Source organism: Streptomyces sp. NPDC002513 (genome assembly GCF_053595355.1).
Genome location: NZ_JBSFXK010000011.1, coordinates 14,645 through 30,213, shown reverse-complemented (window position 1 = coordinate 30,213; position 15,569 = coordinate 14,645). Strand labels below are relative to the sequence as shown.

The 15,569-nt window shown below is 68.4% G+C and carries 11 protein-coding genes; 7 read left to right on the top strand and 4 right to left on the bottom strand.

The genetic code is table 11. The features are described from left to right. Positions 1–214: 214 nt before the first annotated feature. The 4 genes from ACWD5Q_RS10425 to ACWD5Q_RS10410 are packed head-to-tail and all read left to right on the top strand — an operon-like array spanning position 215 to position 3,624. On the top strand, positions 215–1,486 hold the full coding sequence (locus tag ACWD5Q_RS10425; protein WP_451426615.1) for an MFS transporter: 1,272 nt from the start codon (positions 215–217) through the stop codon (positions 1,484–1,486). Next, positions 1,483–2,694, top strand: coding sequence for an acyl-CoA dehydrogenase family protein (locus ACWD5Q_RS10420; protein ID WP_451426614.1), 1,212 nt, complete (start codon positions 1,483–1,485; stop codon positions 2,692–2,694). The genes ACWD5Q_RS10425 and ACWD5Q_RS10420 overlap by 4 nt, the downstream gene beginning before the upstream one ends. A 16-nt stretch (positions 2,695–2,710) precedes the next feature. Continuing rightward, on the top strand, positions 2,711–3,208 hold the full coding sequence (locus tag ACWD5Q_RS10415; RefSeq protein WP_451426613.1) for a flavin reductase family protein: 498 nt from the start codon (positions 2,711–2,713) through the stop codon (positions 3,206–3,208). After that, positions 3,127–3,624 carry an IS3 family transposase gene (locus ACWD5Q_RS10410; RefSeq protein ID WP_451426725.1) on the top strand — a complete coding sequence of 166 codons (498 nt, stop codon included), beginning with the start codon at positions 3,127–3,129 and terminating at the stop codon, positions 3,622–3,624. Before ACWD5Q_RS10415 ends, ACWD5Q_RS10410 begins: the two co-directional genes overlap by 82 nt. 765 nt (positions 3,625–4,389) lie before the next feature. Here the strand turns inward: ACWD5Q_RS10410 and amaB are convergent. Beyond that, entirely contained in the window at positions 4,390–5,919 is a 1,530-nt protein-coding gene (amaB, locus tag ACWD5Q_RS10405) for an L-piperidine-6-carboxylate dehydrogenase (protein WP_451426612.1), read from the bottom strand. A gap of 24 nt (positions 5,920–5,943) precedes the next feature. Beyond that, positions 5,944–7,341 (bottom strand): 2-oxoadipate dioxygenase/decarboxylase, encoded by a 1,398-nt coding sequence (gene hglS, locus ACWD5Q_RS10400; protein WP_451426611.1) that lies wholly within the window; start codon positions 7,339–7,341, stop codon positions 5,944–5,946. A gap of 455 nt (positions 7,342–7,796) precedes the next feature. Between hglS and ACWD5Q_RS10395 the strand changes: the two genes are divergently transcribed. Beyond that, positions 7,797–8,747, top strand: a complete 951-nt coding sequence (locus ACWD5Q_RS10395) for a LysR family transcriptional regulator (protein WP_451426610.1) — start codon at positions 7,797–7,799, stop codon at positions 8,745–8,747. A 168-nt stretch (positions 8,748–8,915) separates the two neighbouring features. Here the strand turns inward: ACWD5Q_RS10395 and ACWD5Q_RS10390 are convergent, their stop codons facing one another. Beyond that, positions 8,916–9,839 (bottom strand): LysR family transcriptional regulator, encoded by a 924-nt coding sequence (locus ACWD5Q_RS10390; protein ID WP_451426609.1) that lies wholly within the window; start codon positions 9,837–9,839, stop codon positions 8,916–8,918. A gap of 161 nt (positions 9,840–10,000) precedes the next feature. On the opposite strand from ACWD5Q_RS10390, the gene ACWD5Q_RS10385 reads away from it, so the two are divergent. Continuing rightward, entirely contained in the window at positions 10,001–12,949 is a 2,949-nt protein-coding gene (locus tag ACWD5Q_RS10385; RefSeq protein ID WP_451426608.1) for an FAD-binding and (Fe-S)-binding domain-containing protein, read from the top strand. Next, positions 12,946–14,091 carry a Glu/Leu/Phe/Val family dehydrogenase gene (locus ACWD5Q_RS10380; protein WP_451426607.1) on the top strand — a complete coding sequence of 382 codons (1,146 nt, stop codon included), beginning with the start codon at positions 12,946–12,948 and terminating at the stop codon, positions 14,089–14,091. Before ACWD5Q_RS10385 ends, ACWD5Q_RS10380 begins: the two co-directional genes overlap by 4 nt. 150 nt (positions 14,092–14,241) lie before the next feature. Here ACWD5Q_RS10380 and ACWD5Q_RS10375 read toward each other — a convergent pair whose 3' ends face one another. After that, the gene (locus ACWD5Q_RS10375; RefSeq protein WP_451426606.1) at positions 14,242–15,393 is read right to left on the bottom strand and encodes an FAD binding domain-containing protein; all 1,152 of its coding nucleotides are present in this window, start codon (positions 15,391–15,393) and stop codon (positions 14,242–14,244) included. Between the last annotated feature and the right edge of the window lie 176 nt (positions 15,394–15,569).

Sequence of the window (15,569 nt, the reverse complement as noted above, 5' to 3'; positions counted from 1 at the left end):
CGATGTCCACCGTGCGGCAGCGTACGAGCAGCCGATCCTGCCCCTCAATGTTCCGCACCACATCATGGGCCTGGTCATTATGGATGAGCCGACATTCTGGTGAGCCGTAACGGCAGGTATAACTTCCTGCCACACCGGGTTGACGACCTGGTCACCTTCACCCGCCGGTTGCATGCGGGTCGGGCTGTTCCTCCCGAATCGGAGCGTTTACACCATGGCTGTCACCGCTGCCGCACGGACGAAGACATCAGAACTGCTCTCGGGCTGGCGCCTCCTCGCGGCGTCCACGATCGGCATTGCCTCAGGGATGATCGCCATCCCCTTCTATACCAACGCGTTGTTCTTCCCCAGCCTGAAGGAAGACTTCGGCTGGAGTTCCGCCTCACTGTCGTTCGTCGTCCTGGTCTACAACCTGGCGTGGGGGGTGCTCTTGCCCTACGCGGGCCGGATCGTCGACCGTTTCGGCGCGCGAAGGCCGGCCCTGTTCTCGGGGGTTTGCCTGGCCGGCGGGTACCTGGTCCTGTCGCTGCTGGGCAACAACTACGCTGTCTACCTGCTGGTCGTCGTGGTGACGATGGTTCTGGCGCTGGCAACCGGGCCGATCTCGTACTCTCGGGCCATCAACCAGGCGTTCGACCAGATGCGCGGCCTGGCCTTGGGTATCACCCTGGCCGGAAGCGGCCTGACGGCTGTCATCGCTCCGCAGCTCCTGGGTCCTGTCATTGAGAACTCCGGCTGGCGCACGGGATTTCGGGCGCTTGCCCTCGTGGTGCTCGTCGCGACGCTCACGGTCTTCGCGCTGATTCCCTCCGACGCCGGCAGCAGGGCACGCGCGACCTCTTCCCCGGACGCCGGATCGCAGGCAGGGTGGCTTCCGACCCGCACGATCCTGGCGGATTCCGTGTTCCGCCGGCTCTCGCTCGCCTTCGTCTGCATGGCCTTGGCCACCGGCGGCATGGTCATCTACCTGTACGCCATGATGCGTCAGGCGGGAGTCTCAGAGAGCCGAGCGCTGTGGGTGCAGAGCTCCCTCGGCTTCAGCGTCGTCGCCGGACGACTCATCAGCGGATACCTGTACGACCGGCTCTTCGCGCCCTACGTCGCCGCCGCCACCATGGCGCTGGGCGCTGCGGGACTGGGTGCCCTCGCGCTGGCAGGCCCACAGTTCGCCATCGTGGGAGCCCTGACTCTCGGACTCTGCATCGGAGCCGAGGTCGACGTGATCGCCCTTCTTGTCTCCCGCTACTTCGCACTGGACAGGTTCGCGCAGGTGTACGGCTTCGCTTACGGCGCCAACATCCTCGGCCTGGCGGCCAGCCCTTACATTCTGGGGCTCATCGTCGACCACACGACGGGCTTCGTCCCCGCCGTGACGACTTCCGTCGCATTCCTGATCATCACGGTCGTTGTCCTGGCCACCCTGCCGCGTTACGGCACACTCCGCCACTCCGAGCAAGCGTCACTCACAGATGGGAGCATCCGATGACCAGCCTCCAGAGCGCGACTGATCTCGTGCCGGCCAGCGCTCAGCTTGCGGCCAGGTTCGCCAAGTCCGCGGCTGCTGTCGACGCCGCGGGCGAGTACCCCAGCGACAACCTCAAGGACCTGCATGAAGCGGGATTCAGCAGGTTGTCCGTCCCGCGCGAACTCGGCGGTATCGCCTCACCGGGACGATACCAGGACCTGCCGGTCCTCACCCGGATCCTCACGAACATCGCCGGTGCGGAAAGCTCCACAGCCCAAATCTGGATGGTCTCCCACAGCGTCGCGGCCAACCTGCTCGGGCCGTGGTCACCGCTGAGCGAAGACCGCCGACACGCCCTGGCCCGTGAGGTCCTCGAAGGCGCACGCTTCTGCTCTGCCGCCTCTGAGCGCGTCAAGCCGCGCTTCAGCTACCGCACCACCGCCACCCCGGCCTCGGGAGGTGTCACCATTTCCGGGACCAAGCGCTTCGCCACCGGTGTGAAAGGTGCGACCTACGCGATCACGCCCGTGCTGCACAGCGACTTCGACAGCATCGAGGCAGGTGGCCTCCATTGGGCCTTGGTGCGCCTCGACTCCCCCGGGGTCCGCGTCATCGACGACTGGGACAACATGGGACAACGGGCAACCGGCAGTTGCAGCGTCGAATTCACTGACGTCTTCGTCCCCGATGGGTACCACTGGGCGCCCCCAGTGGATATCCCGGCTCACCACGATGTAAGCGGCCCCGTCTTCCAGGTTCAGTTCGCCGCCATCCTCCTCGGCATCGGCAAGGGCGCCTTGGAAGCCATCACGCCCTACCTGAGCAGCGCACCCCCCTCACCAACCGGTGCCGACAACCCCTTCGACGTGTCCGACATAGCCGAATGGCAGATCGGGCAGCACTACCTGGCCCTTCGGGCTGCGCAGGCGCTCATCGACCAGGCGGTCACCGCCATTGCCCAAGTCACCCCCGCCGACGAGGCAGAGCGGGCGGCCATATCCATCGACATGATCTGTGCCAAGGTGTCGGCCACCGAGGCCAGCTTGGCCCTCTGCGCGGACATCCACCGCATGGGTGGGGGACGTTCGACGACACGACTCAGCGGCCTCGACATGTACTGGCGCAACGCCCGCACCCTCTCGACGCACGACCCGCAGGACGTCAAGAAGCGCCACCTCGGGCGGTGGGTCATCCGCCACACAAACCCGCCCATCGACGCCCTCACCTGAACACCGGAGACACGTCATGGATCTAGCCACCACCATCACCGGCGCGCAACTTCGAAGCGCCATGGCCAAGCTCCCTACAGGCGTCGTCGTCGTCACCAGCGAAGAAGACGGCAACCCTGTCGGCATGACGGTCAGCGCCTTCACCTCCGTGTCTGACACCCCGCCGACCGTCCTGGTCTGTCTCAACAACAAGTCCCACACGACAGGTGTGGTTCGACGCACCGGCCGGTACGGCGTCAACCTCCTGGGGGGATCCCAGCGGGTGGTCGCCCAACGGTTCGCCACCCCTGGCCTCAACCACGCCAAACGCTTCGACGGACTGCCCACCGTCCGAGCGCGGACCGGAAGCCCCCTTCTCACGGACGCCTTGTGTTGGCTGGACTGCACAGTCATCAAGACCGAGGAGATCGGGACCCACCTCGTCGCCTACGGATCCGTCGTGGCCGTCGAAAGCTTTCTCACCGAGGAGGTCCCCCTGGTCTATTACAATCGCGGCCTCGCGCCCTTCGCCTGAGCTCCCCGGCAGAACGGGTTCGCGAGCCGTCGCCGTCGACGTACTTCACCCCGCAAGAAGCGGACGAAGTCGGACGCCGGCTCCGCGACGAGCAGCTCATGCCGCTGATCGAGGAGGTTCCGGCTGAATCGGGCGGCACCTACGACGCCCGCCGGATCACCTGGGCCCCGCGCCGTAAGAGCGTCGAGGTGGCTCGCTGCACGGTCGAGCGGCTGATGGCCGAGCCGGGCCTGGAGGGCGTCATCCGCGGACAGCGGCGGGCGGACCACCTGCCGGCGCCGTCGGCGCCCCGCCCGCCGGACCTGGTAGACCGCGACTTCACCGCCTCGCGGCCGGATCAGCTGTGGGTGGCGGACGTGACGTATGTGCCCACCTGGTCCGGGTGGGCGTACGTGGCGTTCGTCCTGGACGTGTAGCAGCCAGCCTCGCGGCGGTACCAGTGGCGGAGCCAGGAGCAAACCCCGCAGTCCGCCTGAAACAAGATCATCGGACTCTACGAAACTCGGAGCAGCTCAGACCGGGCCGCGCCCTCCAGGACGTCAAGCGCGTCGAGCAGGGGCTGGATGTTCACGCGGTCACCACCCGTGCGTCGCGCCAGGAGCGTTCGTCGGCCCGAGCACGTCCACGGCCGGTCCCCGCTCGCGGCCTGGCACCCTCTTCGCCGGATCCCGGCCGGTCGTGGTGGCAGGGACCCCGGCAACCGCATGGACACTCCTCGTGTCCGGGACCACCAGTCGGATCCTCGTCCCGGTGTCGAGTGCGGCGATCGCCGCATCGAGGACATCGAGACTGGCCGACAGTTGGCGGCGAGGACGCCGTGGGATTCGACGCGGAAGCGCTACCCGAGGGCCTCGTGCGGTTGCTCCTGCTTCGAGCGCAGACGCCCTTTGCCCAGGAAGGACAGGACCCGCGGGTCGCCTTCGCCGGCCACCAGCGTGTCCAGGATCGCCCGCGCCGACCTCCAGTACCCTGCGAGGCCACCGGCGTCAGCTTGATCCCGGTATCCCGGAGGACCTTCCCCAGCCGCTGCACGAGCAGGGCACTCGCATGGGTCGCGGCCGTCCGCGACCGGATCGGCTCCCTCACGTCGTGTACTTCGCGGGGCCGAACGAACGGGGCGGCTGGGGTGGGGTATCGGCATCCCACCCCAGCGGAGGGTTCACCGGTTGCGGAGCGCCTGATCAGAGGAAACTGACGCCCTGTGAGAGGGCCAGATGACTTGAGTAGTTGATGGTGTTGGTGGCCGAGCGCATGTATGACTTCCAGGCGTCGGAGCCGGATTCCCGGCCGCCGCCGGTGTCCTTCTCGCCGCCGAAGGCGCCGCCGATCTCGGCTCCGGAGGTGCCGATGTTGACGTTGGCGATACCGCAGTCGGAGCCGGCGGCGGACAGGAAGATCTCGGCTTCTTGCTGGTCGCGGGTGAAGATGCTGGATGACAGGCCCTGGGGGACGTCGTTGTGCAGCGCGATCGCCTCGTCGAGACTGTCGTAGGTGAGTACGTAAAGGATCGGTGCGAAGGTCTCCTCCCTTACGACGCTGGTCTGTTCGTCGACGCGGACGAGGACCGGCTCGGTGTAGGCCGCCGCGGGTGCAGCCTCAGCCAGACGCCGGTTTCCGCCGGCCAGGATCTTGCCGCCCTGGGCCTGGACGCGGGTAAGGGCGTTGTGCATGGTGTCGAGCGCCGTGGTGGAGATGAGCGGGCCGACGAGCGTGGTGTCGTCGAATGGGTTGCCGATGGGGAGCTTGTTGTAGGCCGCGGTCAGCCTCTCGATGAGGGTGTCGGCGATGTCGTGGTGGACGATGAGGCGGCGCAGCGTCGTACAGCGCTGGCCGGCGGTGCCGACCGCGGCGAATACGATGCCCTGGACGGCGAGGTCGAGGTCGGCGGAGGGTGCGACGATCGCGGCGTTGTTGCCACCGAGTTCCAGCAGGCTGCGGCCGAAGCGGGCAGCGACTCGTGGGCCGACCTCGCGGCCCATGCGGGTGGAGCCGGTGGCACTGACGAGGGCGACACGCGGGTCGTCGACGAGCTTCTCACCAACCGCGCGGTCACCGAGCAGGAGGCGGTGCACGTCGCGGGGGGCGCCGACCTCGTCCGCGGCGCGAACGAGCAGGTGGTCGCAGGCCAGGGAGATCAACGGCGTGAGCTCCGAGGGCTTCCAGATCACGGTGTCGCCGCAGACGAGGGCGACGGCGGTGTTCCACGACCACACGGCGGCGGGGAAGTTGAAAGCGGAGATCACCGCGACCACACCGAGGGGATGCCAGGTCTCGGCCAGGCGGTGGCCGGGGCGTTCGGAGGCGATCGTGCGGCCGTAGAGCTGTCGGGACAGCCCGACCGCGAAGTCGCAGATGTCGATCATCTCCTGGATCTCGCCGAGCGCCTCGGAACGGATCTTGCCTGCCTCGACGGTGACGAGGTCGGCCAGGTCGCTCTTGTGCTCGCGCAGCAGCTCACCGAGGCGGCGCACGAGTTCACCGCGGCGTGGCGCGGGCGTGGTGCGCCAGGTGAGGAAAGCCGCACGGGTGGCGGCGATGGCCTCTTCGGTGTCGGCGTCGGTTGCGGCCGTCAGCCCGAAGAGGTTCTCGCCGGAAAGCGGCGTGCGGGCATGGAAGTCGTTGCCACCGGCCACGTCGACGCCGATGTTCTTGAGGCCGGCAAGGGCGCGGGCGCGCAGGTCGTCTGTGGTGGGCAGTGCGGTGCTGGTCATGGTGCTCCTTTGAGGGTGTGAGGGTCAGCCGAGGACGCCGGTGAGGTCCAACTCATGGGCTATGTGCGCGATCGAGCGGTTCTGCTGCTGCTCGTAGAGGGCGAAGGGGTCCAGAACGTCGCGGCCGAGCGCGCCGGAGAGCCAGGCGGCGTCGTAGGCGGTGCCCTGCTGGTCGTTGTCGCGGGTGCCCTCGCCGTTGAGGTTGGACTGGAAGATGCCGGCGGCGGAGCGGGGCAGGAAGTCCTCGTAGACGATGGGCTCGGCGCGCACCCAGTTCTGCTGCAGCAGTTCGCTGATGCTGGTGGGCGGCCGGCGGCCGTCGCGCGGCCGGTTGGGGATGAGCTGGTAGGTGAAGTAGGCCAGTCCCTCGGCGGCGAGTTGGTGTTCGCTGCCGGGCATGTGCCGCTCCCACACAGCGCGCGCGATGTCGCTGCGGGCTTCGGCGGGGTTCTGGGACGTCTGCTCGTCGATGTGGCCGAGGAGTTCGTCGTAGAGGGCGCGGCCCTGGCGGGTGAGGGCGATGCCGCGGGCTTCGACCTCGCCGAAGCGGACTCGTAGGGTGCCGCTGACGACGGTGCCGTCCAGGGTACGCATTGCGCGAGGTTCGGCCAGGGCCCGGAAGGAGGTCTGGCGCAGCAGGACGTCGGGGCCCTTCCAGGCTGGCGGGCCCTGGATGGTGTCGATCATCTCGATGCCGCGCTGGGCCATGCGCCGGTACAGTTCGTCGATGTCGAGGACGCGCGGGGTGAGGTGGTTGATGTGCGTGCTGCGCACGCCGCCGATATCTGCGGCGACGGCGGAGATCCGCTCCAGGGTCTCGTACCAGGTCTTGTCGACCGGCTCGGTCGACAGTTCGAATGCCTGCACGGCGAGCTGGAGGAACCGCTCGGCCTCCTGCTGGGGGAGTTCCTGCTCGGTGGCGGCACGGTCGGCCAGCGCGAGCAGCTCGGGAGGAAAGAGTTCGCGGCCCGCGAGGAAGGTTTCCAGGCGCTCGCGCAGGTCGGCGTCGAAGAAGCGGGGGTCGGCCGGGGTGAGCATGGAGGTGAACACCCGGAAGGGGTTGCGTGCGAGTTCCTCGCTGTCGACCGGCCGGAAGGCGGTGGAGATGACGGGGACGGCGCTGGCCGCGGCCTCGCGCAGGTCGTAGAAGCCGACCGGGTACATGCCGAGGCCGGCGAAGATGCGGGCAGCTTGCTGTAGTTCTTGCGGGGTGCCGACGCGGATGGCTCCGTGCCGTTCGGCGGTCACCCTGCTGATGGACCCGAGGCGTTCGGCGCTGGCTCCCTGCACGCGCAGGACATCCTCGTTGGCCGCGCGCGAGACGTCCACGAGCGTGGTGTAGACGGGAACCTCCTGCCCGTACATCTGCGACAGTCGCGCTGCGAATGCGGCCCGCAGTCGCCACTGACTGATCGTTGACATGGTTCGGCCTTTCGATCGGGGTTCACACCACGTGGGCTTCGGGACGGATGTCGGCGCCGAGGTGGAACTGGTCGGCGCTGAGCAGGGCGTAGTTGGGCAGTTCCCGGGAGCGGCCGTTCAGCGCGTTGTGGTCCGGTGTGATTTCGTACAGGCCCGCCCATCCGCTGAGGGGCTTTGTGTCGGCCAGGGCCGGGGGGCGGTGGTGGGCGACGGTGCGGGCACCGCCACCGATGACTGCAGCATCCGCAGAGGTCGGAACGGTGCGGAAGGTGGAGGGGGACCACAGGCCACTTCCTTCCAGAGGCCACCCCGTCGGACGAAGACGGGCCCGTTTCCGGGGACGGCGGGCTGTCAGGACAGAGCGATGCCGATCAGCTATCTCTGCGTCATGGTGCAGCAACCCAACCGTTGACGTCTATCAAGGGTTCATGCTTCTGGTCTTTTAGGATCTCTATATGAATTGGACGAGTGCACAGCTGCGCTCACTGGTGGAACTGACCAGACGCGGCACCATCACCGCGGTCGCGGAAGCCCTGGGATACACCCCCGGCGGGGTTTCGCAGCAGATCACCGCACTGGAGAAGGCCACCGGCATGCAACTGCTGCTGCGGGTGGGGCGCCGTGTGGAACTCACCGACGCCGGGGCGACACTGGCCCTTCACGCCGAGCGCATCCTCACCACAGAAGCCGAGGCCGTCGAAGCGCTGAAGCGCACCCGAAACGAGATCTCCGGAACGCTACGGGTCGGGCTCTTCGCCACGGCCGCCGCGGAGATCCTGCCGCCGGCCCTGTCGCAGGTTCGCGAGATGCATCCAGGCGTGACCGTGCGCAGCCGGGACATGGATGTGGACGAGGTGTACGACGCAGTCGCCGGCGGAATCGTGGACTTGGCGCTGGGCCTGGACTACCCGGACGTGCCCATCCCACGAGATCCGTCCCTGCGTGTGATGGAGCTGTCCAGGGAGCGCTTCTCGCTGGCTGTTCCCGCCGGAGCCATGTCCGGTCGGCAGAGGGTCTCGCTGGCCGACACCAGGGAATCGGGATGGATCCTGCCCTCAGTCGGCAGCTACTACGGGCGCGCCGTGCTCACCGCCTGCCGTCGAGCCGGTTTCGAACCGCAGGTTCTCCACGAAGTGACGGACACGGCCGCCACCCTGGCCCTGGTCGAGGCCGGTGTCGGAGTCAGCGTGGTGACAGATCTGATGCTCCGGCTGCGTCCGTCCTCCCTCGATGTCCTGGAACTGCACGAGACGATGGAGCGCCACATCGTGGTGGTGTTCCGCTCTTTTGCCGAACACCGGCCGACCGTGGCCGCCCTGGTCGATGTCCTGCGAACCTCCGCGGGACAGCGCCCCTCCCAGACTCGTCCAGGCGCGAGCAGCAAAGTAATGGGCTCAGGCCGGTGATGACCCACACCCCGCCGGCGGCCCGACACCGAGGAGCCCGAGCCGCACATCACGCAGGTGCCTGTGCGGCAGGCGGCCGCACAGGGACGGTAGCTCGGTCCGGTCAGGGGCACCGGGCCGGGCTGCCGTAGCAGCGGCCATCGGCGTATCCATTCCCGTGCGCGGGCGCTATTTTGCCTCTCCGTCCCGCGTCGGGTGCACGTACGGCTCTCCTGCCGGCACCGCACTGCGCAGGGAATGGATCATCGTGCCGAGCAGCGGGTTGCTGTTCTCCTTTCGATGCAGGGCCATCACGCGGCGGAAGGCGGAGCGCTGCGCCAGCCGGGTCGCCTCCACCGAGTCGCCGGGCGAGTGGCCAAGCCCCGGCACGATGGCCACGCCAAGACCTGCGGACACCAGCCCCCGTACGACGTCGTAGTTGTTGCTGCGAAAGGCGACAGCGGCCTCGAAACCGGCCGCCGCGCACAGCCGCGTGAGGGAGAGCGCGCCGGACGTTCCTTCCCTGCTGGTGATCCAGCGGGCCTGGGAGAGCCCGGCCAGGCGCGCGCTCAGACCGCTCCCGCGGGCCCTGAGCAGCACGAGGTCCTCGCGCACCAGCTCATGGCAGGTCAGGCCGTCCGGCCACTGACGGGGGCTGAGCCCGTACTCGTACACCAGTGCCACGTCCAGATCGCCGTCGTTCAGCGCAGCGATGAGTTCCTCCGGCTCGCCCTCCTCGAGTTGGACCTGCGCCCGCGGGTGGGTCGATCTCAGGGCCGACAGCGCCGGCGGCACGAGCCTGACACTGGCAGTGGGGAAGCTGCCCAGCCTCAGCCGAGCCGTGGCACCGGTGGCCAGCTGGTGTACCTGCTGGCCGAGGTCGTCCATGGCGGCCAGCACAGGGACACTGAGATCGACCAGTCGGTGGGCTGCCGCAGTCACTCGGACCCCGTGCGCCTCCCGCTCGAACAGCTCCAGCCCCGTCTCCTTCTCCAGGGCCGAGATCTGCTGTGAGATCGCGGAGGCGGTGTAACCGAGTTCGCGGGCTGCGACGACGAACGAGCCGGTGCGCACGACGGCCCTCAGCGTGAGCAGATGCTGCGGCTTGAGCAACGTATTCCTCCTGTCGGGCTCCAATAGCGGCCCAAGAATAAGCATTGCTAAGCCTCAAGAGTGAATACTTTTGTGCTGCTGTGTCTTGTGGGACGGGCTGGGGCCGCAGATTGTGGCTGTGACGAGGTTGGGGATGACTGATGAGCGAAGGGGCAACCGCAGTGACACCGACAGCGCAGGGCCCGCAACACCTCAACGCCGCAGCCGTGACGGAGGCGCTCACGCAAGGCGACTGCGGCGACGTGCACGGTGATCCCGGACGCCGGGCGCAGTACGCGGCCGACGCCTCCAATTACCGGCACATCCCGCTGGCCGTGGTCTTCCCCCGCGAGCGTCGGCACGTGCTCAACACAATCGCGGTGTGCCGGCGCATGCGCGTGCCGATCACCTCGCGCGGCGCGGGCACCAGTACCTCAGGCCAGGCCATCGGCTCCGGCGTGGTCATGGACTTCTCCCGCTACTTCAACCGCCTGCTCGCGCTGGACCCTGTCGCCCGCACGGCGACGGTGCAGCCCGGCATCGTCCTGGACGACCTGCAACGGGCTGCCGGTGAACACGGCCTGCTCTTCGGCGCGGACCCCTCCACCCACAGCCGCTGCACGCTCGGCGGCATGATCGGCAACAACGCGTGCGGCTCGCACTCTCTCATCTGGGGGCGCACCGCGGAGAACGTGCTGGAACTCGAAGTGGTCACCTACCGCGGCACCGTACTACGCCTCGGCGAAATGACCCGGGCAGAGATCGACGAAGCCGTCGCCGTCGGCGACGACCGCGCCCAACTCATCGCCTCTCTGCACCGTCTGGCTGAGCAGAACCTCGCAACCCTGCGCACGCGGCTGGGCCAGTTTCCCCGGCAGGTCTCCGGCTACGCGCTCGAACACCTCCTGCCGGAGCGGCGCTTCAACCTCGCCCGGGCCCTGGTCGGCAGCGAAGGCACACTGGCCGTCGTCCTCTCAGCCACCGTCCGCCTCGTGGCCCCTCCTCCTGCCCGAGCCCTGGTCGTGCTCGGCTACCGGGACGCCTGCGCTGCGGCAGACGCCGTCTCCCTCCTCCTCGAGCATCAGCTCCTGGCGCTGGAAGGCCTCGACCGGGCCCTGACCGACATCGTCACCCGACCGGAGACCCGTCAGGCGGTCGCCACGTTGCCCCGCGCCCAGGCGTGGTTGTTCGCCGAGTTCGGCGGACCGGAGGGCGAACTCCCCCAGCTCACAGCGGACTTCACCGCAGCCGCAGGCACAACCGCAGGGTTCACCGGATATGAGATCGTCACCGATCCTGTACGGGCCCGGCAGCTGTGGCGAATCAGGGAAGACGGGGCGGGTCTGGCCACGCGTCTGCCCGACGGGTCCGAGGCATGGCCGGGCTGGGAGGACGCAGCCGTACCGCCCGACCAGCTCGGCTCCTACGTGCGTCGGTTCAACGATCTGCTCGATCGTCATCAGCTGCAGGGGGCCGTCTACGGGCACTTCGGTGAGGGCTGCCTGCACGTGCGCATCAACTTCGACTTCACCACCGCACACGGCACCGCCGTCTTCCGCGCCTTCGTCACCGACGCCGCTGCACTCGTCGCCGCACACGGCGGTTCCCTCTCGGGAGAGCACGGCGACGGCCAGGCGCGCTCCGAGTTGCTGCCGCTGATGTACGGCCCGGACGTCATCGCCCTGTTCGAGCAGTTCAAGCGCGTCTGGGATCCCGACAACGGCCTGAATCCCGGCGTGATCGTCAATCCGCTGCCCCTTGACGACAACTTGCGGGTCAGCCCGCGACGTACTTCTCTGCCCATGGCCACCGTCTTCCCTTTCCACGCCGACGACGGCGACTTCGCCAAGGCCACCCGGCGGTGTGTCGGTGTCGGCAAGTGCCGTACGGCCAAGCCTCGCAGCGATGTCATGTGCCCCAGCTACCGCGTCACCCTCGACGAGAAGGACTCCACCCGGGGGCGAACCCGCCTGCTGTACGAAATGACCCAGGGCGAGGTGATCACCGACGGCTGGCGGTCCACCGAAGTGCGGGACGCGCTCGATCTGTGTCTGTCGTGCAAGGGATGCAGTGCGGACTGTCCGGTCGGTGTGGACGTTGCGACGTACAAGTCGGAGTTCCTGCACCACCATTACAAAGGGCGGCTCCGGCCCGCCTCCCACTACTCCATGGGCTGGCTGCCCCTGGTGTCTCGTATCGCTGCTCGCATGCCCGGGCTGGTCAACGCGCTCACGTCGTCCCGCCTCGCGCCGATGCTCAAGAAGCTGGGAGGCATGGCCGCCGAGCGTGAGGTTCCCCGCTTCGCCGACCAGACCTTCCTGGTCTGGTTCCGGGCGCGTACTCGTGAAGGCGACGGGCACCGCGGTCCGGTCATGCTGTGGGTGGATTCGTTCCACAACCACTTCACACCCGATGTCCTCAAAGCCGGCGTGGCCGTTCTGGAACATGCCGGATACCGAGTTCAGGTCCCGGACGGCACCCAGTGCTGCGGCCTCACGTGGATCACCACCGGCCAGCTGGGCATCGCCCGCCGCATCGCCCGCCGCACCGTCACCGCGCTCGCACCGGCCATACGCGCAGGCATGCCGGTGGTCGGACTGGAGCCGAGCTGCACCGCGGCGTTGAAAAGCGATCTGCCCGAGCTCCTGGACGGTGACACCGATGCACGTGCGCTCGCTCAGTCCCTATTCACCCTCGCCGAACTCCTCCTCCATCGCACTCGGGGCTGGCAGCCTCCGCGCATCGACGCCCGCTCCATCAGCCAGACCCATTGCCACCAGCACGCCACCAGTGGCTTCACCGCCGACAGCACACTCCTGGAAGCCATGGGCGTCGACAACAGCATTCTCGACTCCGGCTGTTGCGGCCTGGCGGGAAACTTCGGCTTCGAACGTGGCCACTACGACGTGTCCGTCGCGGCCGGCGAACAGGTCCTCCTGCCCGCGGTGCGGGCAGCAGCGTCGGACACCGTCATTCTCGCGGACGGCTTCAGCTGCCGCACCCAGATCGCCCAGCAGACCGACCGCAGCGGCACGCACCTCGCCGAGCTCATAGCCCGTGCCCTGCCCCCGCAGTCCTCACCCGCCAGCCGCCCTTTCACATCATCAGCAGACAAGGAAGCCATCCTGTGACTGACGCATTGTCTCTCGTCGACGACTGGGGACCCGAGAAGATCGTCGTTGTCTCCCACCGGCGCACCGGTATGAAGGGCGTCCTGGTCATCGACAACACCGCCCGCGGCGTCGGCAAGGGCGGCACCCGCATGAGTGCCACCGTCTCCGTCGAGGAAATCGCCCGTCTGGCCCGTGTCATGACATGGAAGTGGGCCGGCGTCGATCTCTTCTACGGCGGCGCGAAGGCCGGCATCGTCGCGGACCCGGCCTCCCCCGACAAGGAAGCGATCCTGCGCGCCTTCGCCCGCGCCCTGTCCAACGAGGTGCCCCGCGAATACGTCATGGGGCTCGACATGGGGCTGACCGAGGACGACGCGGCGATCATTCAGGACGAACTCGGTGACCGCGGCGCGGCCGTCGGCACCCCTGCCCACCTCGGCGGAGTCGCCTACGACAAGCTCGGCGTCACCGGGTACGGAGTCGCCGAAGCCACCGACGCCGCCGCTCAGCATCTCCAGGTGCCGCTCAGCGGCGCCAGGGTAGCCATCCAGGGATTCGGAGCCGTCGGTCACGCCGCCGCCACGCGGTTCGCCGAACTCGGCGCCACCGTCGTCGCCGTATCCACCGCCAAGGGTGCTCTCCACAGCCCCACCGGACTGGACGTGGCCGCCCTACGGACCGCACGTCAAGAACACGGCGACGACTTCGTCACCCGTCACCACCAGGGCGTTGTCATACGCCCCGGCCAGGAACTCACCATCGACTGCGACATCCTGGTCCCGGCGGCCCTCCAGGACGTCATCGACGACACAACTGCCCACCAGATCAAGGCCAAACTGGTGGTGGAGGGCGCCAACCTGCCCACCTCACCGCGAGCACAGGCCATCCTCGCCGAACGCGGCATCTGGCTCCTGCCCGACTTCGTCGCCAACGCCGGCGGCGTCGTCGCCGCTGCCTTCGCCATGGACGCCCGCTACTCCGGATTCCGGCCCGAGACCTCCACCATCTTCGAGACGATCTCCCAGCGACTGCGCACCAACGCCGTCATCGTGCTCGAAGAAGCCCAGCGCCGCGCCACCACCCCGCACATCGCCGGCCGCAGCCTCGCCGAGGTACGCGTCCGTGCCGCCATGCGCAGCAAGGGCCGCGTCAACTCCTGAACCGACGATCGTGGTAGGTCCCGGATGTGGGCGCGTGGCGAAGCCTTCCAGGCCCTCATGGACGCGGTGATCACTGAGTCGGCGGCCCGCGACGATGTCGATGTCAGGGCAGGCGGTGGTCTGACTGCGACCGTGCGAGGCGGCGCTTGGTCATGGCGAGACGAAGAAGGCGGGGCCGGTGGGTGTCCCGAGTGATGACCGGCGGGCCAGATCGATCCCGACGTGCGACAGGGTGACCAGGTGCGAGAGCCGTTGCGCTTCCCAGTCCGCCAGCCGTGCGGCGGGCAGGGCCTGGCCGGATGCCCATCCTCGTAGAGCGGACGCGAGGCCGGCCGCGTCGCCGAGGGCCTTGGAGGTCCCGGAGGCGGTGTGGGGGCGGACCGTTCCCGCGGCGTCGCCGATCAAGGCCGCGTGGTCGCCGATCATCCGGCGCGGCGGAACGTCGAAGACGGGCTGCATGAAGACCTCGGAGCGGTGTACCAGTTCCGCGAACTGCGGCGGGAGGGACGCGTCCGCCGTGGCTGCCAGCTCCGCGGCGGTCTCCGGCAGCAGCTCACCGGGCGGCAGGAAGGTGGTGAACGTCTTCCCGGACCGGCCGGCGAGCAGCCTCGGCAGTTCACGCTCGGGCACGTTCGTGTACCACACCCAGTTCACGCGCCTGCTGCCCTCCACCGTCTCGCCGTTGGGACCGGGGACCAGGTAGCACAGCATCTGCTGGCCGTCCGAACCGAAGAAGGTGAACCGCTCCGCCAGCAGGTCCAGCAGGTGCTCGGGCACGGCCGATTCCGGCTCCAGGCCCCGCCAGGCCACGTATCCGGCGTATGCGGTTCGGACGGCGGGGTCGAGCAGTCGACGGGTCGCCGAGCCGATGCCGTCGGCGCCCACGAGGAAGTCGCCCCGTGCGGTGTACCCGTCGGCGAACTCGGCCGTGACCTCGCCGTCTTCCACCCGGACCCGGCTCAGGGCGCTGTCGAGGCGGTAGCAGACCTCGGCCAGGGGGTCCCGCAGCGCCCGGTAGAGGGTGTCCCAGGAGGTCATGAGCTGGGGCGCCGCATAGCGTGTGGCTCGGCCGTGGATGTGGAGCTGCTGGCGCTCGTGCAACCCCACACTCACCGACTGCGCGGACATCCCGAGGCGGACGAGCAGGGCCTCCACCTCGGGCTGCATGACGATACCGGCGCCGCGGGCCTCCATCCTGCCCGCGGAGCGCTCGTACACAGCGGCTTCGGCACCGACAGCCCGCATCTCGTGGGCGGCTGCGAGTCCTCCGACGGATCCGCCGATGATCAGGGCCTTGAACATGATGCCTTTCCTGTTGTCGGACCCGGTGCGCCGCCTGCCCGCTCGCCGGGAGGAGCGGCGGACGCACCCGTTGGGTCATGGCCGGAAGGGGCGTCTCTCGGGGAGGGCCACCCCTTCCGTAGGATGTTCAGCCCGTCGTGGGGGCGTCTCCGGGCGCCTCTCGCGCCCGGAGACTA